At 75.1% G+C, this 22,707-nt stretch carries 17 protein-coding genes; 7 read left to right on the forward strand and 10 right to left on the reverse strand.

Features of this window, described 5'->3' with window-relative positions:
* The 8 genes from E1298_RS25320 to E1298_RS25355 all read right to left on the reverse strand — a co-directional run.
* The coding region (locus tag E1298_RS25320; RefSeq protein ID WP_207944826.1) for a Tm-1-like ATP-binding domain-containing protein at nucleotides 1-696 on the reverse strand (696 nt) is incomplete at its 3' end.
* Nucleotides 697-735: 39 nt separating this feature from the next.
* Nucleotides 736-2,727: a serine/threonine-protein kinase gene (locus E1298_RS25325; RefSeq protein ID WP_131897452.1), complete on the reverse strand. Its 1,992-nt coding sequence runs from the start codon at nucleotides 2,725-2,727 to the stop codon at nucleotides 736-738.
* Nucleotides 2,728-2,841: 114 nt separating this feature from the next.
* Nucleotides 2,842-3,537: an ABC transporter ATP-binding protein gene (locus tag E1298_RS25330; RefSeq protein WP_131897454.1), complete on the reverse strand. Its 696-nt coding sequence runs from the start codon at nucleotides 3,535-3,537 to the stop codon at nucleotides 2,842-2,844.
* The gene (locus tag E1298_RS25335; protein WP_131897456.1) at nucleotides 3,530-4,498 is read right to left on the reverse strand and encodes an ABC transporter ATP-binding protein; all 969 of its coding nucleotides are present in this window, start codon (nucleotides 4,496-4,498) and stop codon (nucleotides 3,530-3,532) included. Before E1298_RS25335 ends, E1298_RS25330 begins: the two co-directional genes overlap by 8 nt.
* A gap of 2 nt (nucleotides 4,499-4,500) precedes the next feature.
* Nucleotides 4,501-7,107: an ABC transporter permease gene (locus E1298_RS25340; protein ID WP_131897458.1), complete on the reverse strand. Its 2,607-nt coding sequence runs from the start codon at nucleotides 7,105-7,107 to the stop codon at nucleotides 4,501-4,503.
* Entirely contained in the window at nucleotides 7,107-10,433 is a 3,327-nt protein-coding gene (locus E1298_RS25345; RefSeq protein ID WP_131897460.1) for an ABC transporter permease, read from the reverse strand. The genes E1298_RS25340 and E1298_RS25345 overlap by 1 nt, the downstream gene beginning before the upstream one ends.
* A gap of 145 nt (nucleotides 10,434-10,578) precedes the next feature.
* Nucleotides 10,579-10,764 carry a hypothetical protein gene (locus E1298_RS25350; protein WP_131897462.1) on the reverse strand — a complete coding sequence of 62 codons (186 nt, stop codon included), beginning with the start codon at nucleotides 10,762-10,764 and terminating at the stop codon, nucleotides 10,579-10,581.
* Between the two features lie 28 nt (nucleotides 10,765-10,792).
* Complete coding sequence (locus E1298_RS25355; protein WP_131897464.1) at nucleotides 10,793-14,110, reverse strand: AfsR/SARP family transcriptional regulator; 3,318 nt, start codon at nucleotides 14,108-14,110, stop codon at nucleotides 10,793-10,795.
* A 139-nt stretch (nucleotides 14,111-14,249) separates the two neighbouring features.
* Between E1298_RS25355 and E1298_RS25360 the strand changes: the two genes are divergently transcribed.
* Complete coding sequence (locus E1298_RS25360; RefSeq protein ID WP_131897466.1) at nucleotides 14,250-14,837, forward strand: NADPH-dependent FMN reductase; 588 nt, start codon at nucleotides 14,250-14,252, stop codon at nucleotides 14,835-14,837.
* 28 nt (nucleotides 14,838-14,865) lie between these two features.
* Nucleotides 14,866-15,426 (forward strand): dihydrofolate reductase family protein, encoded by a 561-nt coding sequence (locus E1298_RS25365; protein ID WP_131897468.1) that lies wholly within the window; start codon nucleotides 14,866-14,868, stop codon nucleotides 15,424-15,426.
* A 42-nt stretch (nucleotides 15,427-15,468) separates the two neighbouring features.
* Here E1298_RS25365 and E1298_RS25370 read toward each other — a convergent pair whose 3' ends face one another.
* Nucleotides 15,469-16,359, reverse strand: coding sequence for a helix-turn-helix domain-containing protein (locus E1298_RS25370; RefSeq protein WP_424923137.1), 891 nt, complete (start codon nucleotides 16,357-16,359; stop codon nucleotides 15,469-15,471).
* A gap of 312 nt (nucleotides 16,360-16,671) precedes the next feature.
* Between E1298_RS25370 and E1298_RS25375 the strand changes: the two genes are divergently transcribed.
* Both E1298_RS25375 and E1298_RS25380 read left to right on the forward strand, forming a co-directional pair.
* Nucleotides 16,672-17,013 (forward strand): YciI family protein, encoded by a 342-nt coding sequence (locus tag E1298_RS25375; RefSeq protein WP_243725792.1) that lies wholly within the window; start codon nucleotides 16,672-16,674, stop codon nucleotides 17,011-17,013.
* Between the two features lie 68 nt (nucleotides 17,014-17,081).
* Complete coding sequence (locus E1298_RS25380; protein WP_243725793.1) at nucleotides 17,082-18,344, forward strand: RNA polymerase sigma factor; 1,263 nt, start codon at nucleotides 17,082-17,084, stop codon at nucleotides 18,342-18,344.
* Here the strand turns inward: E1298_RS25380 and E1298_RS25385 are convergent.
* Nucleotides 18,341-19,018 carry a TetR/AcrR family transcriptional regulator gene (locus tag E1298_RS25385; RefSeq protein ID WP_131897474.1) on the reverse strand — a complete coding sequence of 226 codons (678 nt, stop codon included), beginning with the start codon at nucleotides 19,016-19,018 and terminating at the stop codon, nucleotides 18,341-18,343. The two genes, E1298_RS25380 and E1298_RS25385, sit on opposite strands and share 4 nt — an antisense overlap.
* 137 nt (nucleotides 19,019-19,155) lie before the next feature.
* On the opposite strand from E1298_RS25385, the gene E1298_RS25390 reads away from it, so the two are divergent.
* From E1298_RS25390 to E1298_RS25400, 3 genes are read left to right on the forward strand one after another with little or no spacing between them, the layout of a single operon-like run.
* A complete protein-coding gene (locus E1298_RS25390; RefSeq protein WP_131897476.1) occupies nucleotides 19,156-20,709 on the forward strand; it encodes an MDR family MFS transporter in 1,554 nt (517 codons plus the stop codon).
* 57 nt (nucleotides 20,710-20,766) lie between these two features.
* On the forward strand, nucleotides 20,767-21,771 hold the full coding sequence (locus tag E1298_RS25395; protein ID WP_131897478.1) for a threonine/serine dehydratase: 1,005 nt from the start codon (nucleotides 20,767-20,769) through the stop codon (nucleotides 21,769-21,771).
* A 36-nt stretch (nucleotides 21,772-21,807) separates the two neighbouring features.
* Complete coding sequence (locus tag E1298_RS25400) at nucleotides 21,808-22,578, forward strand: SDR family NAD(P)-dependent oxidoreductase (RefSeq protein WP_131897480.1); 771 nt, start codon at nucleotides 21,808-21,810, stop codon at nucleotides 22,576-22,578.
* The last annotated feature ends 129 nt before the right edge of the window (nucleotides 22,579-22,707 follow it).

Raw genomic sequence — 22,707 nt, forward strand, 5'->3', positions numbered from 1 at the left:
CTCCAGCGCCCGCCCGCCCGCGCCCGTCGCGTGGAACACCAGCACCTCGTACCCGAGCTCCTCCAGCCGCTCGCGCGCCGCGTCCACCGCGGGTGTCGTGACCCCGAACATCGAGGCCCCGACCAGCGGCCGCTCATCGCCGGCCGTCCCCGCCGGTTCCCGAGCGGCCGCGTACGCCTCCGCCATCCCGGCCGCCGCCGCGGCCGCGTTGCCCAGGATGAGCCGCGACACGCGGTTGACGCCCGCGATGTCCACGACGCTGTAGGTCAGCGTGACGTCCTTCGCGCCCACGTACGGTGCCACGTCCCCGGACGCCATCGTCGACACGATCACCTTGGGCAGGCCGATCGGCAGGTCCCGGACGGCCCGCGCCGCGATCGACGACCCGCCGCTGCCGCCCACCGCGAGGACGGCGTCGAGCCGTCCCTCCTCCAGCAGCTCGACCAGGACCGCCGCGGCGCCCTCGCCCATCGCCGTGACCGCCGCGCCCCGGTCCCCCGCGTCCCGCAGCGCCTCCAGCGACGCGCCCCCGGCGCGCGCCACCCGCCCGGCGGGCACGTCGGCGTCCGCCCCGGGCGGCCCGACACCCGCGTCGACCAGGACCGCCTCGCACCCCAGCGCGCGGATCCGGTCGCGCAGCCACGCGTACTCGGCGCCCTTCGTGTCGAGCGTCCCCACCAGCACGACCGTCGTCATGGCCACTCCCCCGTTCCCGCTCTCCCCGGCTCCCGGGGATTATGCCCGCCGGCGGCCCCGATGACCGCGGTAGGAGCTGACCGCGGTCAGTCCGAAGATAACGGCTCCGATCACCCCCAGGACGACCGCCGAGGCCGACCATCCGGGGCCGAGCAGGGCCAGCGCCGGGTACAGGGCCAGGAGGGGGACGGCGATCAGGAAGCCGCAGCCGAACAGCTCCGCGCCGAGGCCCACCGGGCGCCTGACCGCGTCCTTGGCGAGCTTCGCGAGCTGCTGGTCCCTGGGGTGCGCGAGGAACGCGGCCTGCTCCGCCGCCCGCCGGATCTCCTCGCCCCGGTGCTCCGAGTAGCCGTCGACGGCGGAGGCGTTCTTGTCCACCTCGCCCTGGAGCGCCGCCGTGACCAGGGGCAACAGGGAGCCTTTGATCTCGGGAGGGAGCCGATCGGCCTGCGTCTCCAGCGCCGCCAGCGCGTCGCCGACCTGGGCCAGGTCGAGACCGTCCTCCGTCGCCCCGGGTTCGGGACGCGCCCTGCGGAGCGTCTCCAGGAAAGCGAGGAAGGCGCGTAGGAGGTCTGGTTCGATGTTCGGCGATCCGGCCTTCCGCTCCGCGAACTCCCTGTACCGGGCCCAGATCTCGGGATCGTCGGGCCGGAGCTCCAGCGCTTCGATGACGCTCGCCGATCCGTCCGCGAGGCTCAGCGCGTAACTCTTGCGGACGACCTCGTCATGCGGGGCGAGTTCGAACGCCTCCCCCGCCAAGCCGCGTTCGGCGAGAAGCCTGGCATAGGCGACGCTCACCACCGGGTCCTCCGGCGCCAGCGAGTAGGCCCGCTCCACGTCGCGCGGGGCTCCGCGCGACACCAGTTCCCTGGCGAACGCCTGGCGGATCTCCGGGTCCTCCGGGTCGACCTCGTGCGCGAGCTGGAGGTCCTGGAGCCCGTGCCCGCCCTCGGCGAGGTTGGCCTGGGCGCGGTGGAGCAGGCAGCGGGGATGCAGCGGCTCCAGCGTCAGCCCGCGCTGCGCCTGGTAGAGGGCGAGCTGCGTCTTGCCCTCGGCGAGGCTGCGCGCGGCCAGGTCGGCCCACTCGTCCGCGTCGTCGGCCAGCAGATGCCGGCCGTCGCTGCCGCCGCGCCGCCCTCCGGCGTCCGCGCCGTAGCCGACCGCGCCGGAGCCGACCGCGCCGGAGCTGACCGCGGCCTGGCTCAGCACCGTCCGGGACGTGGTCAGGACGCGCAGCGCCTCCAGGGCCTCGGACGCGGTGGGCCGGTCGGCGGGGTCCTTGGCCAGCGCCCGGCGCACCAGGCCGAGCAGCGGGCCGCCGATCCCCTCGACCACCGGCTCGCCGTGCAGGATCCGGGTGTGGACGGTCCGGCGGTCGTCGCCGAACGGCGGTGCCCCGGACGCGGCGTACACCACCGTCCCGGCCCAGGCGAACAGGTCGGCGGCCGAGCCGACCCGCTCGCCCACGAGCTGCTCGGGCGCCATGTACGGCGGGGTGCCCCACAGCTCGCCGGTGGCGGTGATCCGCGTGCTCCGCTCGGTCAGCAGGGCGATCCCGAAGTCGATGACGCGCGGGCCGTAGGGGCCGATCAGGATGTTGCCGGGCTTGAGGTCGCGGTGGGTGATGCCCTCGGCGTGGATGTGCTCCAGCGCGGCGACAGTGCCGATGGCGACCTCCTCCAGCGCCGTGCCGCGCAACGGGCCGTCCGCCTGCACCCGCTCGGCCAGCGTGGGGCCCTCGACGAACTCGATGACCAGGTAGGGCGGGTCGGCGTCGGGGTCGGCGTCGAGCAGGGCGGCGGTGCAGCGCCGGCTGAGCCGCCGCAGCGCCGCGATCTCCCGGCGGAACCGCGCGGAGACCTTGCCGTCCTTGCGGTGGACGAGCTCGGACCTGATCGTCTTGACCGCGACCGGCGCGCCGGTGACGTCCTCGCCGAGGTAGACCGCGCCCATGCCGCCCGCTCCGAGCCGCCCCACCAGGCCGTAGCCGCCGATCGAGCCGGGGTCGCCGGGCAGCAGGGGAGTCCGCACGCGCGCTCCTCGTCGTCATCCAGGGGTCGGTGGCGATGGGCGGCCTCCCCCGGGGCCGCCGCACCATGGGGTTGGACGCGGCGGGCCCGGAGCGAGTTCACTCCAAGCCCGCTCTCAGGCGGCCGGGACCGGGGTCTCGGTGATCGCGCCGTCCTCAAGGTGCAGGACGCGGTCGGCCTCGCCCAGCAGCGCTTGGTCGTGGGTGGCGACGAGGACCGTGACGCCCTCGCTGGCGACGACGGCGCGCAGCAGCGGCATGATCGCGGCGGCCGTCTCGGAGTCCAGCTGGCCGGTGGGCTCGTCGGCCAGCAGCAGCCGGGGGCGGTTGGCCAGGGCCCGCGCGATCGCGACGCGCTGCCGCTGGCCGCCGGACAGCTCGTACGGGCGCTGCTCGGCGTGGTCGGCCAGCCCGACGAGGCCGAGCAGGACCTGGACCCGCTTGTCGCGCTCGGCGGGGGCGGTGCGGGCCAGGCGGAGCGGGACCTCCACGTTCTCCGCCGCCGACAGCACCGGGATCAGCCCGTGCGACTGGAAGACGAAGCCGATGACGTCGCGGCGCAGGGCGAGCAGATCGTCCTCGGGGAGGCCGCCGATGTCCTTGCCGGCCACCCGGACGGTCCCGGCGTCGGCGGTGTCCAGGCCGCCGATCAGGTTGAGCAGGGTGGTCTTGCCGGAGCCGGACCGCCCCTTGATCGCGACCAGCTCGCCGGAGGCCACGCTGAACGAGGCGCCGCGCAGCGCGGGGACCTCGACCTTGCCCGTCCGGTACGTCCTGGTCAGCCCCTCGACGGCGACCATCGGCTCACTCATCGCTCTCCTCCTGGTCCCGCCGCTCCTGGTCCCGCCGCGCCTCCGGGCGGTCCGGCCAGACGCCGACGTGGTCGCTCTCCAGCGCCAGCCGGACGCGATCCTTCATGTCGAGGGCCTGCGTGAAGCCCCGGGGCAGCTGGACGCGGCCGGTCCGGTCCAGGACGGCGTACTCCTCGCTGACCCGCGTCCCGTCCGCCTCGTCGCGGCGGCGGACCTCGCTGCTGGTGCGGCCGTCGCGGATGCCGACCGTCCGGTCGACCCGCTCGGCGACCTGCGCGTCGTGCGTCACCACCACGGTGGTGGTCCCGAACTCCTGGTTGACGCGGCGCAGCGCGCCGAACACGTCGGCGGCGGTGACGGTGTCGAGCTCGCCGGTGGGCTCGTCGGCCAGCACGACGTGCGGCTCGTTCGCGATGGCGACGGCGATGGCGATGCGCTGCTGCTGGCCGCCCGACAGCTCGGCGGGGCGCCGCCCGGCGCAGTCGCCGACGCCGAGCATGCCGAGCAGCTCGGCCGCGCGGATGTGGCGCTCGCGGCGGGAGCGGCCCGCGAAGCGCATCGGCAGCTCGACGTTCTGCATGGCGGTGAGGTACGGCAGGAGGTTGCGGGACGTCTGCTGCCAGATGAACCCGACCTGCTCGCGCCGGAACTTCAGCCGCTCCTTGGACGCCATCGTGAGCAGGTCCGCGCCGGCGACCCGGGCGACGCCGGCGGTCGGCACGTCCAGCCCGGACAGGATGTTGAGCAGGGTGGACTTGCCCGAGCCGGACGCGCCGACGATGGCGATCAGCTCGCCGGGGTCGACCAGCAGGTCCAGGCCCTGCAGCGCGACGACCTCGATGCCGTCGCTCTTGTAGATGCGCACCAGGTTGTCGCAGACGATGTGCGCGCCCTCGCCGAAGGCGGGGCCGCGCTCGGTGGCGCGGCGCTCCAGTTCGGCGAGGTCGGGTACGCGGCTCATCTTCACTCCCCCGTTCTCAGGACGCCGCCGAGGTCGCGGCGGGCGTCGAAGGCGCGGTCGACGGCCACCGCCGCCGCGGCGGCGAGCAGCAGGGCCCCGAGCAGCGCGGGCAGCGCCGCCGGGTCCACCGCGTAGTTGCCGGCGGCGAAGCCGCCGGTGTAGGGGCGCAGGTCGACGACCGGGCCGGTGATCCCGGGCAGCAGCAGCCCGAGCACCCATCCGGCGCCGACCGCGCACAGCAGCACGGGCGTGATCTCCACCAGTGCCAGGTTCCGGCTCTGCCGCCGGCTCAGCCCCAGGACGCGCAGTTGGGCGATGGAGCGCCCGCGGGCCCTGGCCCCGACGACGAGCACGAGCAGCACGGCGAGCAGCCCGAACGCGCCGCCGGCGAGGGTGGCGTCGCGGAAGGTGTCGTTCACGACGTCGACCATCGGCGCCCGGGTCATCTCCTTCAAGGCGTCCCGCCTCACCTCGATGACCTGGTCGAAGCCGCCCGCGGCGGGGTTCGGCGGAAGCGACGCCCGGAGCGCGGCCTGGAGCGCGGCCCTGTCCGGGTCACCGCGGACGAAGACCTCGTTGGGGAACGCCTGCGTGCCCTTGAGCGTCCGGTACGGGACGACGGCGAACGCGGCGCCGGGCCCGCCCGGGAAGTCCTCGATCCGGCCGGACGGCTCGACGCGGATCGGGTCGAAGCCCGGCTTGCTCAGCGTGACGGGGCCGGAGCCGAGGTCCCGTGCCGCCGCCGGGGACAGCAGCGCGCCCCGGGGGTGCGCGGGCAGCCGTCCGGGCGCGATCCGCTCGTACGCCTCCAGGTCGATGGCGATCAGCGTGATCCGGGCGGGGCCGGACTGCGGGCGCAGGTCGTTGACGACCCGCGCCTGGACCGCGTCCTTGACGCCGCGCACCGCGCGGACCTTGCCGAGGACGCCGGGGTCGAACTGCTCGGCCGCCATGCGGGCGTCGGCGCCGACGGCGGCCCAGGCCGCGTTCTCCTGCCCGCGCTGCAGCGCGGTCTCGACGGTCGCGGCGAAGCCTGCCACGGTGGCGGCGAGCAGCAGCACCACCAGGGGCAGCGCCCCGATTGCGCTCTGGCGGGCGCCGCGCGCGAAGCCGAGGAAGCCCACCACGCCCCGGCCGCGCTTCAGCGCCCGCCCGGCGGCCCGCAGCAGGTACGGGTAGACGCGCAGGACCAGCAGGCCGAGGGCGGCGCCGAGCAGGACGGGGACGGCGGCGACCAGCGGGTCGTCGCCGCCCGCCGGACCGCGCCGGCGCAGCAGCACGACGCCGATGACCGCGAGCACCACGACCAGCGCCTCCAGGACGAGCCGCCGCCTGGACGTGCGGGCCGCGGCGAGGTCCTCCCGCCGGTCCGCCGCCGGGGCGACGCCCGCGTGCTCCCGGACGATCATGACGGCCGGGAGCGCGAGCACGAGCGCGACCAGCGCGGCGATCACGTAGACCGACTGGGCCTGCGGCGGCCCGGTGCCGAGCAGCCGTCCGGCGCCGTAGCCGAGGGCGGCGGCGGGCAGGACGGCCAGCGCGGCCAGGCCGCAGGCGGGGGCGGCGAGCTGGCGGAGCGAGGCACCGCGCGCGCGCATCGTGGCAAGGAGGGGCCGGAGCCGCTCGGCGAGGAGGCCGGCGGCGAGCAGCAGGACACCGGCGGCGACGGCGGCGAGCCCGCTGTGCGCCAGACCGAGGACGGTCTTGGCGGTGCGGAGCTGCCCCGCGTAGCTCTTGAGCCGGGCGTCCAGCGCGGTGACGACCTCGCATGGGAAGACGTCGGAGCGGTTCTTGATGGCGGCGCGGTACGCCTCCAGGTCGGCGGCCATGGCGCCGGTGCGCTCGTTGGTGAGGGCGTCGCCGCGGACGGGGAAGCGCCAGGTGTAGGTGAGCTGGTCGTCGGCGCGTGTGAGCAGCCCGTAGGCGCCCGCGTCGACAAGCGCGGTGGCATGGTGGACCATGACGCCGTCCCCGTTGAGACCCGACCGCCACCTGAGCATGTCGCCGCGGCTCACCCAGTACGGGTCGGACGCGTTCACCGGCGCGTACAGGCCGGTGATCCGGACGCGCCGCGTGCCGACGCGCAGCCGCTGGCCCACCTTGTAGCCGAACTTGGCGGCGACCTGCTGGGAGACCCCGATCTGCACCTCGCGGCCGCGGTCGTCGTCGCTGTCGTCGGACACCTGGTTGAAGGGCGGGGCGCCGGCGACGAGCCGCAGCCGCTTGAGCGCGCCGTCGTCCCAGCTCACGGTGACGATGCGGGGCTCGGGCGACGGATCGGGCACCCGGTCCCCGCGCGTCGAGACCGACTGCTCGGGCGCACCGACGACCGCGCGGAGGGTGGACGGCAGCAGCTGCTGCCAGTTGACCGAGTTGAGCGCCATGTCCGACGCCGTGGGGACGGACCGGAACCCCTCCGTCCCCGCGACCCGGGCCTCCACGCGCACGTCCCCGTCCGCGCCCAGCGAGGCGGCCGCGGCGCGGTCGTACCCGTCGGCCGTGCGGGACGGGACGGTGACCGCGAGCACCGCGGCGACCAGCGCCAGCACGGCCAGCGCGGCGAGCGGCGCCCACTGCGTGCGGGCGAGCCGCGTCCAGGGACCGTTCATCACTCCTCCCCCACGCGCAGCCCGGCGCCGAGATCGCGGCGGTGCAGCATCCGGATCACCAGGGCCAGCAGCAGGCCGAGCACCACGCCCACACCGCCGAACATGGCGAGCACCACGGGCCATTGGACGATCAGGTCGGCGGGCGGATACGGCGGCGCCGCCTGCACGGTGAGCACGATGTGCGGGATGACCAGCCGCGCCACGACGAGCCCGAGCGCCAGTCCGCCGAGCAGGCCGAGCGCGACGAGGAACGCCTGCTCGACCGCCAGCATCCCGGCGACCTGCCGGGGCCGGACGCCGAGGACGCGCAGCACGGCGAACTCCCGGGCCCGCTCCCGCACCGACACCGCCGCGTTCACCACGAAGGCGATGACGGCGAAGATCAGGGCCGCGCCGAAGCCCAGGACGAGCGCGCCCTGGAGCGCCGCGCCGAGCGGGGCGTCGCGGAGCCGGGTGCGCGTCGCGGCGCGGTCGCCGGCGACGTCGCCCCAGGCGCGGTGGCCGGCCATCGCCCGGGCGGCCGGCGCGGTGCGGGAGTCGCGCACCGACGCCCACCACTCGCCGGGACGGGTGCTCTCGGGTCCGGCGCTGGCGGCGGCGAGCCGCCGCTCGGTCAGGGTGGGCAGGTCCACCAGGACACCGGGCCGGTCGGGCGCGGTGCTCGGCAGCGCCGGGACGATCCCCGCCACGGTGACCGGTTGGTCGCCGTCGGCGGTGCCGAGGGTGAAGGTGGCGCCGACGCCGACCCGCGCCCGTGCGGCGGTCTCCTCGGTGATGATCCCCGGCACGGCGGGCTGCAGGTTCTCCTGGGCCGTGGAGCGCTTGGGCGGCGCGGACGTGGCGAGCATCGCGTCCACGGTCTGGCCCGTGCCGGTCTGCCAGCCCTCCCGCGACGCCGTCGCCCGGAGCGACAGCGTCGCCAGCTCGCCCGGCTTCAGGGGGCGGTCCTCGTCGCGCGGCCCGTCGAACACGTTCCAGCGCGCTCCGGCGGGCGCCGTCGCGTCCCCCGTGCCCTCGCCGCGCACGCGCACGAGGCCGAGTTCCAGGGAACCCGAGGGGTCGTTGTCGTCGTAGACGTAATGCAAGCCGCGGACCGACAGCGGGTAGGACAGCACCCCGCCGGGCCCGGCGAGATCGGCGGCGCTCACCGCGATCGTCTGGGTCCGTCCGTCGGGGCGCAGCCCGGCCAGCGTGACCCGCTGCGTCTGCCCGTGCGCGTCCTCGATGGTGACCGCCACCTGGTAGGTCCCCTTGCGCGGCGGGGGCTGGTCGTCCGGCCCGGTCGAGACGAACGGGGGCGGGCCCCCGCGGCCCTTGGTCAGCCGCAGGTCGAACAGCAGCCGTCCGGGCCTGCCCGGGACGGCGAGCACCGGCGGCGCGGGCCGCCCCGCCGCCAGCTTCGCCAGGTCCAGGTCGTCGCGCAGGCCGGGGCGGACGCGCAGGATCGGGTCCAGCGCCCGCGCGTCGGCGGCCAGCAGCGTCCCGGACGTCGTGCCGACGGTGACGTCCTTGCGGACCACGCCCGTCGCGGCGGTGACGCCGGGCAGCGAGGCGAACCGCCCGCCCTGGCCGAGAGCCGCCGGTCCCCCGGGCAGGGACGGCCGTTCCAGGCGCAGGTCGGCACCGGTCTGGAAGTCGGCCTGGTCGGTCTGCGAGCGGCGCCAGGTGCCCATCGTGGTCACCGACAGCACCCCGACGGCCATCGCCATGACCAGCAGCAGCGCCGGGCCCGCGTACCGGAGGGGGCGGCGGCTGACCTGCCGGGCGCCGAGCGCGGGCGCGAGCCCCCGCCCCCGGGTGGTGGCGCGCTCGGCGGTGCGGGACGCGACCGGCACCAGCCGCAGCAGCAGGACGCCGCCCGCGAGCAGCGCCAGCGCGGGACCGGACACGATGACGGGATCGATCCCGGACGGGCCGTCCTCGTCGGTCGAGCCGCTCGCGCCGTACCGGGTGAGCTGCCACACCGCCAGCGCGGCGACGAGCAGCAGCGCCAGGTCGGCGCCCGAGCCGCGCAGCCCGCCGCGCGCCGTCCGGCCGATGCCCGTCTGCGTCTCGACGAACGTGCGGTTGGCCCCGCGCAGCGTCGGGACCGTCAGGACGACCGCGCACGCCAGCGCCGTCGCCACCGAGACGGCCCACAGCGGTGCGAGCGGACCGGCGTCCAGCCGCAGGCCCGAGTCCCGCACCGCGGGCGCGTACCCGGCCAGCCGCAGCAGCGGCGCCGCCAGCAGCGGCCCGAGCAGCGCGGCGGGCAGGACGATCAGCAGCCCCTCGACGAGGCCGAGGCCGGCGAGCTGGCGGATGCTCGCGCCGCGCGTCCGCAGCAGCGCGGTCTCGGCACGCCGGTGCTCGCCCAGCAGCCGGGCCACGAGGATCCACGCGTACCCGGCCAGCAGGATCAGCTGGAGTACCGGGATCAGCATCGTGGACCGCGCCACCATCACGGCCCCGTGCAACTGCCCGGTCAGCTTCGGCAGGCTCGTCACCGCGGTGACCGGCGACCCGTTCCCGGCCTTCTGGAAGACCTCGCCGCCCTTCGCGACGCGGTCCCCCAGGGACATGAGCTCCCCGGTGTCCACGCCGCGCAGGTCGGGCATGACCGTCCACCGGACGTCGGCGCCGCTGCCGGTGAACCGGCCGGCGAACACCTCGGGAGGCACCACGAACGGCCCGTGCGTCGTGTAGTCGAGCCGCTCGACGCCGGTCGTAATCAACCGGTCGCCCTGCCAGAAGTAGTCGTCGGGACGGTCGGCGTCGAACAGCCCGACCACCTTGACCCGTGCGACCGCCTCCCGGTCGATCCGGCCCCGGACGGTGAGCGAGTCGCCGACCCGCACGCGCATCGCGCGGGCGGCCGCGCCGGGCAGCGCCGCCTCCATCTCCGCGTCCTTGGCGGCGGCCGCGCCGTTCGCGGCGGGCCAGCGGCCCTGCGCCAGCCGCGCGTGCTTCTCGATCCCGGCATAGGTCGCGAAGGCGGTCAGCTCGGGGTGGTCACGGCGTTCCTGGCCGGGAAGCGTGTACGAGTCGCTGCGCACGCCCACCGACACGGTGAGCGGCACGTCCCGGTAGATCTGGCGCAGCGCCCCGTCGACCCGCTGCCGCGCGCCGTCGAGGCCGCCGGCGGGGACGTGCGCGGCGATCCTCGTCCCGGCGGTGTCGAAGGTCGCCTCCGCGAGCGTGCGCCGCAGGCCCTCCCGCGTCACCGACCCCGCGTAGCCGGTCAGCGCCGCGAGGACGGTGGTCGCGAAGAGCGCCGTCGCGCACGCGGCCAGGACCAGTGTCCGGTCCCCGGCCATCCTCCTGACGACGAGCCCCGGATGCCACATAGACGCCGATGATCATTGAGGTGCGCGCCGCGCTACAAGACCGGGACGATTTTCTTTTGCGTATCGAGACAATTCCCCGCAAATCGGATTCGCTTCCATCACCGTTCGCTCACGGTTCGGTCTCGCCGCCGGCCGTTCCGGCCGATCATGACCGCGCCGACCGATCAGACCGGGGAGTCGACCTCGCGCAGGACTTGCCGGGCGCGACGACCTCGCGCCCGTACACCTGGATGGACGGCCCGGACGGCCCGGACGGCTCGGCGTGGTCGAGCGGCACGTCCAGGAAGTGGTCGGCGCAGACGAAGCCAGGGCGGCGGAAGAAGATCGGCATGCCTCCACTATCGCGCCTGCCCGGCCGGTCAGGCGCCGCCCTCCGGCTGGTCAGGCGCCACGGCGGCCCACACGGAGACGCCTGCGGGGTCGGCCTTCTCGGCGCGCCGCAGGATCTCCTCCGGGTCGAGGAGGGCCCCGGCCGCGCAGAACGCGGCGAACGGCTCCGCGCCCATCGCCCCGCGGATCCGCGCGGTGGTGCGGTCGATGTCGCCCTGCTCGGCCGGCCCGGCCTTGAGCCCGGTCTCCTCCCGGATCGCGGCCGCCTTCCCCAGTGGCGCCGCGGCCTCCTCATGGCGGCCGGACAGGCTCAGCGCGCCGGCCAGCCCTTCGAGGGAGAACACCATGTCGCGCGGCGCCTCCAGGCGGAGCGCGACGGCCAGGGCGTCGCGCTGGAGCCGCAGCGCCGCCGCCGCGTCGCCGCGCTGCTCGGCGGCGTACCCGAGCCCGACCTGGATCAGCGGCAGGTACAGCGGCGGGAACTCCCCGCGCGGGACGGCGTCCAGCATGCGGCCGAGCCGCTCCTCCGCGTCGTCCAGCCGCCCCTCGCGGAGCGCCACGAGGCCGAGGCCCAGCTCCGCGAACGTCACCACCTGCGCGAGCCCCTGGTCGGCCGCCACCCGGAGCGCCCGGCCGAACATCTGCCGGGCGGGCGCCTGGTCCCCGCGCAGGTGCGCGATCCAGCCGCGCCACGCCATCCGGCCGGCGACGTCCGGCCACAGGTGCAGTTCCTCGGCCATCCGCTGCCCGTCGCGCTGGAGCCGTTCGGCCCGGTCGTAGTCGGCGGTCAGCTCGGCGTGCGCGCCGAGCCACTCGATCGCCTGGAGCCGGCCCCAGCGGTCGCCGATCTCGGCGAACAGCGCCGCGGCCCGCTCGGCGTCGCGTTCGAGCGCGGCGGGGTCGCCGTGGGCGTGGCCGTGCATGGCCCGCATGGCCAGCGCGGCCCCCTCGCCCCACCGGTCGCCGGACGCGCGGAACGCGGCCAGCGCCTCCTCCAGCACCACCGCGGCCGCCGCGACGTCGTCGACCTCCGAGCCCGCGAACGTCAGGAACCACCGGGCCCAGGCGCGGACGCCCGGGTCCCCGGCCGCGTCGACGAGCCGCAGCGCCTCGTCCCGCCGGGCCGCCCAGTCGAGGGCGGTGCCCTTGAGCATCGCCAGGCCCGTCCGCCACGTCACCGCCCGCGCCCTCGGGACGGGCGGGCCGCCGTCCAGCGCCAGCGCCGCGTCCAGCGAGCGGAGCGCCTCGGTCAGCCGGCCGCGCAGGAACCAGTACCAGGCCAGGGCGTCGACGAGCCGCAGCGCGCCGTCCGCGTCGCGGGCGGCCACGGCGGTGTCGAGCGCGGCGCGCAGGTTGGCGGACTCCACGTCGAAGATCCGCAGCCAGCGCGCCTGCTCCGGGCCGTAGAGGCGGCGCTCGCCCCGCTCGGCCAGGGCAAGGTGGTGGCGGGCGTGCAGGTCGCGCGTCCGCCCGTCCTCGCCCGCCTGCCGGAGGCGGTCGGCGCTGTAGGCGGCGACGGACTCCAGCAGCCGGTAGCGCGGCCCCTCTCCGGGACCTTCGGCCGACTCGCCTTGATCTTCGGTCATGACCACCAGCGACCGGTCCACCAGCCGGACCAGCAGGTCCAGGACCTCCTCCTCGGGGACCTCCTCCCCCGGGACGTCGCCGCCCGCGCAGACGGCCTCGGCGCCCTCCACCGTGCAGCCGTCGGCGTGCACGGCCAGGCGCCGCAGGACGGCCCGCTCCGGCCCGGAGAGCAGGTCCCAGCTCCAGTCGATCATCGCGGTGAGGGTGCGCTGGCGGGGCGGGGCGCCGCGGTGCCCGGTGGCCAGCAGCCGGAACCGGTCGTCCAGCCGGGCGACCAGGCCCTCCACGCCGAGCGTCCGGACGCGGGTGGCCGCCAGCTCCAGGGCCAGCGGGATCCCGTCCAGCCTGCGGCACAGCACGGCGACCGCCCGCGCCGTCCCCTCGTCCAGGCGGAACCCGCGCGACGCCGCCTCCGCCCGCGCCGCGAACAGCCGCACCGCGCTCGCCTCCGCCACCGTCCCCAGGTCCTGCCCGGCGGCCCCGTCCGGGACCTCCAGCGGCGGGACGGCCCACACGACCTCCCCGGCCAGCCCGAGCGGCTCGCGGCTCGTCGCGAGGATCCGCACGCCCGGCACCCGGCGCAGCAGCCGCTCGGCCAGCTCCGCGGCCTGCTCGACCACGTGCTCGCAGTTGTCCAGGACGAGCAGCAGGCGCCGTGCGCCCAGCGCCGCGGCGAGCCGGTCGAGCGGCGTCGCCGGACCGCCCGGCCCGTCCCGGATGTCGAGGATCGCCGTGACGACCTCCGCCAGGTCCGGGACGGTGGAGCGCTCGAACGCCGCCAGCTCCGCCATCCACACCCCGTCGGCGAACCTGTCCACGAGCCCGGCGGCCGTCTCCACCGCCAGCCGCGTCTTGCCGACCCCGCCCGGGCCGGTGAGCGTCACCAGCCGGTCCGTCCCGAGCCGCGCGCGGATCTCGGCGACCGCCCCGTCCCGTCCGATCAGCGCGGTGGACGGGACCGGCAGGTTCGACCGCGGACCGGACGGGCGGACGGCCGGCGCGGCGGGACCGTCCAGGCACGGGTCCTGCGTGAGGATCGCCCGGTGCAGCGCCGCCAGCTCGGAACCGGGATCAAGGCCCAGCTCGTCGGCGAGCAGGACCCTCAGCCGCTCGTAGCTCTCCAGCGCCTCGTTCTGCCGTCCCGTCCGGTAGAGGGCCCGCATGTGCGCGGCCCGCAGCCGCTCGCGCAGCGGATGCGCGGCCACGGCGTCGCCGAGCTCCCCGGCCACCGCGCCGTGCTCGCCCAGCGCGAGCCGCACCTCGGCGTGCTCCTCCAGGGCGGTCAGCCGCAGCTCCTCCAGCCACGCGATGGCGGCGCGGGTGAACGGCTCGTCCGCGAAGTCGGCGAACGCGGGTCCCCGCCACAGCCCGAGCGCCTCGGCCAGCAGCCCCGCCCTGGCCTCCGCGTCCGCGGTCCGCCTCGCCTCGGTCAGCAGCCTCTGGAAGCGCCGCGCGTCCACCCGCTCGTCGTCCGCCCCCAGCAGGTAGCCCGCCGGACGCGACTCCACCAGCGCCCGCGCGCCCGGCTCCGCGTCCTCCAGCACCCGGCGGAGCTGCGACACCTTCGCCGACAGGGACCCCATGGGGTTGCCGGGCAGCGCCTCGCCCCACAGGTCGTCGATCAGCCGGTCGGCGGGCACCGGACGGCCCTCGTGCACCAGCAGGTCCGCGAGCAGCGCCCGGACCTTCAGCCCGGGCACCGGAACGAGCCCGCCGTCCGCCGTCCACACGGCGAGGGGCCCCAGTACCCCGAAGCGCATCAGCCGCACCCTTACCCCCAGTTCCACTTCCCCTCAGGCCCCCACCGTAAGACCAGGTGAGCCGACCGTAAGAATCCGGTAAAGCGCCTGGCGCAGAGTAGGGCCCATCGAACCGGCACCACGGTGAAGGAGGCGGGAGATGCGGGAACCGGAGAAGCTGTGCCTGGCGGTCATCGTCGGCAGCACACGCCGCGGCCGCTTCGCGCCGACCGTCGCCGGCTGGTTCGCCGGCCAGGCCCGCAAGCGCGCGGACCTGGACGTCGACGTGATCGACCTGGCCGAGACGCGGCTCCCCGAGACGCTGCCCGACCACGACGACGCGGCCCCGCCGCCGGTGCTCGCCCTGGGCGCCCGGCTCGCCGCCGCCGACGCGTTCGCGGTGGTGACGCCGGAGTACAACCACGGCTACCCGGCTCCGCTCAAGACCGCGATCGACTGGTACTACGAGGAGTGGAAGGCCAAGCCCGTCGCGATCGTCTCCTACGGCCGCGAGTCCGGCGGACGGCACGCCGCGGCGCAGCTCACCGAGGTCTTCACCGAGCTGCACGCCGTGACGATCCGGGACGGGATGACCCTGGCCTGCTACTGGGAGGATTTCGCGGCGGACGGCTCCTGGCCGAAGGCCGCGGCCGAGTGCACCACCGCGGTCACGACCACGCTCGACCAGCTCTCCTGGTGGGCCCGCGCCCTCCGCGAGGCACGACGCAAGCACCCGTACACGACCTGAGTTCCAACCGAGTTCCACGGAGGACACCATGCGCAAGATCATCAACTCGACGTACATCTCGCTCGACGGCGTCATCGAGAACCCGCAGAACTGGACGTCGGCCTACTTCAACGACGAGGCCGCCGCCTACGCCAGGGAGCTGCTGTTCTCCTGCGACGCCATGGTGATGGGCCGCGCGACCTACGACGGCTTCGCCGAGGCCTGGCCCGCGATGGAGGAGGCCACCGGCGACTTCGGCGTCCGGATGAACACCATCGGCCACTACGTCGTCTCCGACTCCCTGGAGAAGGGCGCCTGGAACAACACCACGATCATCAAGCGCGACGCGGCCGTCGCGGAGATCGCGAAGCTCAAGGAGCAGTCCGGCCAGGACATCCTCCAGTACGGCTTCGGCGCGGTCTCGCGGACGCTCGTCGACAACGGCCTCCTGGACGAGCTGCGCCTGTGGATCCACCCGGTCATCGTCGGCTCCGGCGACCCCGCCGAGCTGCTCGCCCCCGCCGGCTACTCGGCCTCGTTCGAGCTCGCCGGCACCCAGGCGTTCAGCAACGGCGTCATCGTCGCCACCTACCGCCCGGCCGCCGAGTAGCGCCCCCCGGCCGGAGGCGGGCGGGCTCAGAGGCGGGCGGGCTCAGAGGTAGGTGAGCAGGGTCCGGAGCATGTCGGGGGTGCGGGCCGGGGGTTCGGCCTGCACGCCCAGCCGGTTCAGCACGTCGCGGTAGCGGACGATGTCGGCGGCCCGGTCCGGGTAGATGGCCCCGGCGAGCTGCTCCAGGTAGACGACGTCCGGCAGCTCCGGCTCGGCGAAGCGGAGGATGGTCACCGGGCCGCCCTCGGCGGGGTGGCCCCCGGCGGAGAACGGCAGGACCTGGACGGTGATGTTGGGATCCCGGGACGCCTCGATGAGGTGGTGGAGCTGCTCGCGCATCACCGCGGCGCCGCCCACCGCGCGGCGCAGGGCCGCCTCGTCCAGGACCGCCCAGAGCTTCACCGGGTGGGCCCGATGGAGGACGCGGCGGCGGCGCATCCGCAGCTCGACCCGCCGCTCGATCTCCTCCCTGGGGGCCTCGGGGTGGCGGGCCAGGAGCAGGGCGCGCGCGTAGTCTTCGGTCTGGAGCAGTTCCGGGACGGCCTGCACCTCGTACGTCCGGATGACGTCGGCGCCCTGCTCCAGCCCCAGGTAGGGCTCGAACCAACTGGCCACCACGTCGCTGTACCGCTGCCACCAGCCCGGCATGTTGGCCTGCTCGGCCAGCTCCAGGATCGGCTCGCGCCGGGCGGCGTCCGTCACCCCGTAGAGGGTCAGGAGGTCGGCGATGTCACGTTCCTTGAACCCGACCCGGCCGAGCTCCATGCGGCTGATCTTGGAGTGGGAGCCGCGGATCTCATACCCCGCGGCCTCGGTGGAGATGCCGACGGCCTCGCGCAGCCGCCGGAGCTGCGCGCCCACGAGCATGCGCAGGACGGTCGGCCCGGCGGGGTCCAGTCCCTGGGGGACGGCCCCGCCGGGTGCGGCGGGCACACCGGATCCTGACGGTGGATCTCCCACAGGAACCCTCCTCGGGCGCACAAATTCGTGCCTACGGGGCAAAGTTACTCGTCGGCGGACCGGTTGCCCAATGGCCCGGAGCCGTCCCGGACTCGGCCATCTCGGCGAACGCGGCCGCGTGGACCGTCTCTGACCGTTGTGACCTGGCACGATACGACTTCGGAGAAAAAATCCGGAAATATCGTCCGCGATGTCGATCCGGCCGCCCCCTCTTCGACGCGTTGGTGAACGGGCGGGAGACGCCCGGTTCGGACGAGGGAACGAGGAGACACCACGATGCGGTTCATGATGATGACCACGGACGGCGGCGAGCAGTCCGCCCCTCCGGACGAGAAGCAGCTGGCGGAGATGGGCGCGTTCATCGCCGAGATGTCCAAGGCCGGGGTGCTGCTGGCGACCGGCGGCCTGGACCCGCACGGCACGCGCATCACCTCCTCCGGCGGCAAGGTGACCGTCACCGACGGTCCCTTCACCGAGGCAAAGGAGGCGGTCGTCGGCTTCGCGCTGATCGAGGTGCGCAGCAAGGAGGAGGCGATCGAGCTGTCCCGCCGGTTCTGGCAGATCGTCGGCGACGGCGAGGGCGTGATCCAGCAGGTGTTCGGCCCGGAGGACGCCCCCGGCGCGTGAGCCGGACGCGCCGAGCTTGCGCGGCGGGCGGTGCCGGTGCTGTCATCTGCTGCATGGCCCCTTCCGGCGTGCGACGTTCCGGCGTGGACGCGAGCATCGAGGCGGTGTGGCGGCTGGAGTCCGCGCGCATCATCGCCGGTCTCGCGCGCCTGGTCCGCGACGTCGGCCTCGCCGAGGAATTGGCGCAGGACGCGCTGGTCGCCGCGCTCGAACAATGGCCCGAGTCGGGCGTCCCGGACAACCCGGGCGCCTGGCTCATGGCCGTCGGCAAGCGCCGCGCCATCGACCGGATCCGCCGGCAGCGGCGCCTGGAGCACAAGCTGGAGGAGATCGGCCACGGGCTGGCGGCGGAGGCGGGCGACGCGGAGTTCGAGGTCTCGGGCGACGAGCGCATCGAGGACGACGTGCTCCGGCTGGTGTTCACCGCCTGCCACCCGGTGCTGTCGACGCAGGCCCGGGTGGCGCTCACGCTGCGCATGCTGGGCGGCCTGACGACGGACGAGATCGCGCGGGCGTTCCTCGTCCCCGAGGCGACCGTCGCGCAGCGGATCGTCCGGGCCAAGCGGACGCTGTCGGAGGCGGGCGTGCCGTTCGAGGTCCCGGAGGGGCCCGATCGCGCGGCCCGCCTCTCGTCCGTCCTGGAGGTCGTCTACCTGATCTTCAACGAGGGGTACGCCGCGACGGCCGGGGACGACTGGGTGCGGACGGACCTCTGCCAGGAGGCCCTGCGCCTCGGCCGGATCCTGGCCGGTCTCGCGCCGGGCGAGGCCGAGGTGCACGGGCTCGCCGCGCTGATGGAGGTTCAGGCGTCCCGCACCCGGGCCCGCACCGGGCCGTGCGGCGAGCCCGTCCCGCTGCTGGAGCAGGACCGCGCGCTCTGGGACCGGCTGCTCATCCACCGCGGCTTCGCCGCCCTGCTGCGCGCGAAGGAGATCGGCGGGCCGCCCGGCCCGTACGTGCTGCAGGCCGCAATCGCCGCCTGCCACGCGCAGGCCCTCGCCCCCGAGGACACCGACTGGGCGCAGATCGCGGCGCTCTACGAGATCCTCGCGCGGGTGGCGCCCTCCCCCGTCGTGGACCTCAACCGCGCGGTCGCGGTCGGCATGGCCCACGGCCCGGGCAAGGGCCTCGAACTCGCCGACGCCCTCGCGGACGAGCCGTCCCTGCGCGGCTACCACCTGCTCCCGAGCGTCCGCGGCGACCTGCTGGCCCGGCTCGGACGCCGCGACGAGGCGCGCGCGGAGTTCGAGCGCGCCGCGCGGCTCACCCGCAACGCGCCCGAGCGCAAGGCCCTGCTGGACCGCGCCGCCTCACTCGCCAGCCCCGACTAAGGCTTCGGCGCGGCGTCGCGTCCGGCTTGCGCGGCGCCGCCTTCGGTGTTCGCGGCCTCGCACCCGGCTCGCGTGGTGTCGCTTTGGGTGTTCGCGGCGTCGCGTTCGGCCTGGGCGGCGTCGAGCTGCTCCCAGGCGACCTGGAGGAGGGCGGCGCGCTTCTCCTCCCGTCCGCCCGCCATGGAGTCCAGCGCGAACGTCCCGAAGTAGACGGTGAACAGCGCGCTGACCGAGCGGACCTGGTCGAGGACGGACGTGCCGGGCTCGGCTAGGAGCCCGGCCAGGTCGCGCATGCGGTCGCGGAAGCCCTCCGAGGACTCCCTGCCGCGCAGGGCCGCCTGGTTCTCCTGCAGAAAGCGGAAGAAGGGGGCGCCGGTCTCCAGCGACTCGTTCAGCCGGCGCAGCAGCTCCCGCCGGGTCTCCAGGGTCCGCGGCTGGTCGCGCCCCCAGGCGATCAGCTCGTCGATCGGCCGCCCGAGGTCGGCCAGGAGGCCGCTGACGATGTCCTCCTTGGTGCGGAAGTGGTAGTAGAGCGCGGCCTTGGTGACGTCCAGCCGCTCGGCGATCTCCCGGAGCGAGGTCTGGTCGTAGCCGCGTTCGAGGAACAGCTCCAGCGCCACGTCCTGGATCCGCTGCCGGGTGTCCTTGCGGCGCGTCTGCGGCCTGCTGCCCACCTGGATGGCCTCCTCCGCTCGTCGTAGGACCAAGGTACCGCCTCAACTTACTTGACGACCGGCTAGCCAGTCGGCACACTCGAAACCGTTAACTAGCCGGTCGGCAAGTAAGTTCCCCATCGAGAAGGCAGACGACCATGACCAGTTCCCCTCCGGACGAGGCGCGCGGCCGCAACCTCTACGTGGTGATCGGCGCCGTGATGATCGCGATGCTGCTGGCCTCGCTCGACAACCTGATCCTGGGAACGGCGATGCCGAGCATCGTCGGCGACCTCGGCGGCCTCGGCCACCTGTCCTGGGTCGTGACCGCCTACACACTGGCCACCGCCGTCTCCACCCCCGTCTGGGGCAAGCTCGGCGACATGTACGGGCGCAAGGGCGCCTTCCTCACCGCCATCGTGATCTTCCTGACCGGCTCGGCGCTGGCCGGGCTGTCGCAGGACATGACGCAGCTCATCGGCTTCCGGGCCGTCCAGGGGCTCGGCGCGGGCGGGCTGATGGTCGGCGCGCTCGCCATCATCAGCAGCCTGGTCCCGCCCCGCGAGCAGGGCCGCTACCAGGGCATGATCTCGGGCATCATGGGCCTGGCCATGATCGCCGGGCCGCTCGCCGGGGGCGCGATCACCGACCATCTCGGCTGGCGCTGGTGCTTCTACGTCAACCTGCCGCTCGGCGCGCTCGCGCTGTTCATGGTCGGGGCGGTGCTGCACCTGCCGAAGCGGCGCGCGAAGGCCCGTATCGACTACCTCGGCGTCGTCCTGCTCGCCACCGCGATCTCCTCGATCGTCCTGGTCACCACCTGGGGCGGCTCCGAGTACGCCTGGACGTCCGGCGTCATCGCCGGGCTGGCGGCCCTCGCCGTCGCCGCCGCGGCCGGCTTCGTGTTCGTCGAGCGCCGCGCCGCCGAGCCCGTCCTGCCGCTGACCCTGTTCCGCAACGCCAACTTCACCCTCGTCACGATCATCGGGTTCGTCCTCGGCTTCGCGATGTTCGGCGCGATGACGTACCTGCCGCTGTTCCAGCAGAGCGTGCAGGGCGCGTCCGCGACCAACGCGGGCCTGCTCGGGATGCCGCTGTTCCTGGCGATGGTCGCCGTCAACGTGGTCGCCGGGCCCGTCATCACCCGGACCGGCCGCTACAAGGTCTTCATCGTCGCCGGGGCGGCGCTGCTGACCACCGGGCTCGCGCTGCTGTCCACGATGGACACCGGCACCGGGCGTCTCACCACCGGCGTGTTCATGGCCCTGGTCGGCGCCGGGATCGGCTGCCTGATGCAGACCGTCCTGATCGTCACGCTGCAGAGCGTCGAGCCGGAGGACCTCGGCGTCGGCTCGTCCACCGCCACCCTGTCCCGGACGATCGGCGGCTCGGTCGGCGTCTCGATCGTCGGCGCGCTGTTCGCCGGACGCGTCCACGACATCATGGCCGAGCGCGGCGGCGCGGCGGGGGCCGCCGTCACCGAGGGCTCGGCCCAGCTGGACGCGGCCGGCCTGGACCGGCTGCCCGCGGCCATCCGCGACGCCTACGAGCACGCCGTCGCCGGAGGCATCCACCAGGCGTTCCTCGTCGCCGCCGGTGTCGGGATCCTGGCATTCGTCCTGGCATGGTTCGTCCGGGAAGTCCCGCTCGTGGACAAGACCGCGCGGACCCCGGAGGCCGAGGAGGCCGTCCCGGAAGCCGCGTCGATCTGAGTGGTAGAGATGGAGGCCGGAGCACGGCGCCGGTCCGTGCGGGGAGGGGGGACCCCAGTGATCGCTCGTCCGGACGTCGAGGCCGCCGCCGAACGCGTCGCGGGCCGGATCCGCAGGACGCCGCTCCTCGCCGTGGACCCCGACCCGCTCACGGCGGACTCCGGCCCGTCCGCGCCGGACGCCCGTCCGCCCGCGCCCGCCGGGCGGATGTGGCTGAAGCTCGAACAGACCCAGCACACCGGGTCGTTCAAGGCGCGCGGCGCGTTCAGCCACATCCTGGCCGCGCACGCCGCGGGGCGGCTCCCCGCGTCCGGGATCGTCGCGGCCTCCGGCGGCAACGCGGGCCTCGCCTTCGCGTACGCGGCGGCGCGGCTGGGCGTCCCCGCCGAGGTGTTCGTCCCGGAGACGGCGCCCGAGGTGAAGGTCGCGGGGCTGCTCGCGCTCGGCGCGACGGTCGTCCAGGTCGGCGTCCGGTACGCCGAGGCGTTCGAGGCCGCGACCAAGCACGCCGCCGACACCGGCGCACTGTTCTGCCACGCCTACGACCAGCCGGACGTCTGCGCGGGGCAGGGCACGCTGGGCTTGGAGATCCTGGAGCAGACGGGCGGCGAGGTCGACACCGTCCTGCTGGCGGTCGGCGGCGGGGGGCTGATGGCGGGCGTCGCCGCCGCGCTGGACGGTCGCGCGCGCGTCGTCGGCGTCGAGCCGGAGGACATCCCGACGCTCGAACGCGCGCTGCACGCCGGACGTCCCGTGGACGTGCGGGTGTCCGGCGTCGCCGCCGACTCCCTCGGCGCGACGCGGCTCGGCGACATCGCCTACGACGTGGCGTCCCGCACCGGGGTCCGGCCCGTCCTCGTCGGCGACGAGGCGATCGTCGAGGCCCGCCGGCTGGTCTGGCGCGAGTACCGCCTGGCCATCGAGCACGGCACCGCCGCCGCGGTCGCCGCCCTCCGCACCGGCGCGTACCGCCCGGCCCCGGGCGAACGCGTGGTGGTCGTCCTCTGCGGCGCCAACACCGACCCGTCCGACCTGGTGAACCGTCCCGCACCCACGGCGTAGGTTGATCGGGACGCCCCGCGACACCGGGAGGCGGCAATGGGCGGATCGTTCGTGGTGACCGGAGGCGGCCGCGGCATCGGCCGGGCCGTGGCCGAGCGGCTGCGCGCGGACGGCGGGAGCGTCGTCGCGATCGAGCTGGACCCGGCGGCGCTGGCGTGGACCGCGGACGCCGGGATCACCGCCCTGACCGGGGACGCCTCGGACGAGGCGGTCGCCGAGCGGGCCGCCGACCTCGCCGAGGCGGCCGGGCCCCTCGCCGGATGGGTGAACAACGCGGCGGTGTTCCGGGACGCCTCGCTCCACTCGGCGTCGGCCCGCGAGGTCCTCGACCTCATCGGGGCGAACCTCGCCGCGCCCGTCGTCGGCTGCGCGACCGCGGTGCGGCGCTTCATCGCCGCCGGCACCGGCGGCGCGATCGTCAACGTGACCTCGCACCAGGCGCGCCAGGCCGTCCCGGGATGCACCCCGTACGTGACGGCGAAGGCCGCGATCGAGGGGCTCACCCGCGCGCTGGCCGTCGAGTACGGGCCGCGCGGCATCCGCGTCAACGCCGTGGCACCGGGCTCGGTCCGCACCGAGCGCTACGAGGAGTTCCTGGACGGCCTCGGCCCAGACGGGGCGGCCGGCATCGAGCGGCGGATGGGCGAACTGCACCCGCTCGGCCGGGTCGCCCACGCGGACGAGGTGGCCGCCGCCGTCGCGCACCTCCTGTCGTCCGACGCGAGCTTCATCAACGGCGCGACGATCCCCGTAGACGGCGGCCGCACCGTCCTAGCCCAGGACCCCGAGGCACACAACACCCCGTGACCCCGGCCACGCCCTCTAAGCGCACCCGAAACGCCCTACCCCGCACACGCCCTACCCGGCACGCCCTACCCAGCGCACGCCCTACCCCGCACGCGCCCTACCCCACACACGCTCCGCCCGGCGCACGCT

The sequence above is a fragment of the Actinomadura rubrisoli genome (assembly GCF_004349215.1).
GTDB classification, from domain to species: Bacteria; Actinomycetota; Actinomycetes; order Streptosporangiales; family Streptosporangiaceae; genus Spirillospora; species Spirillospora rubrisoli.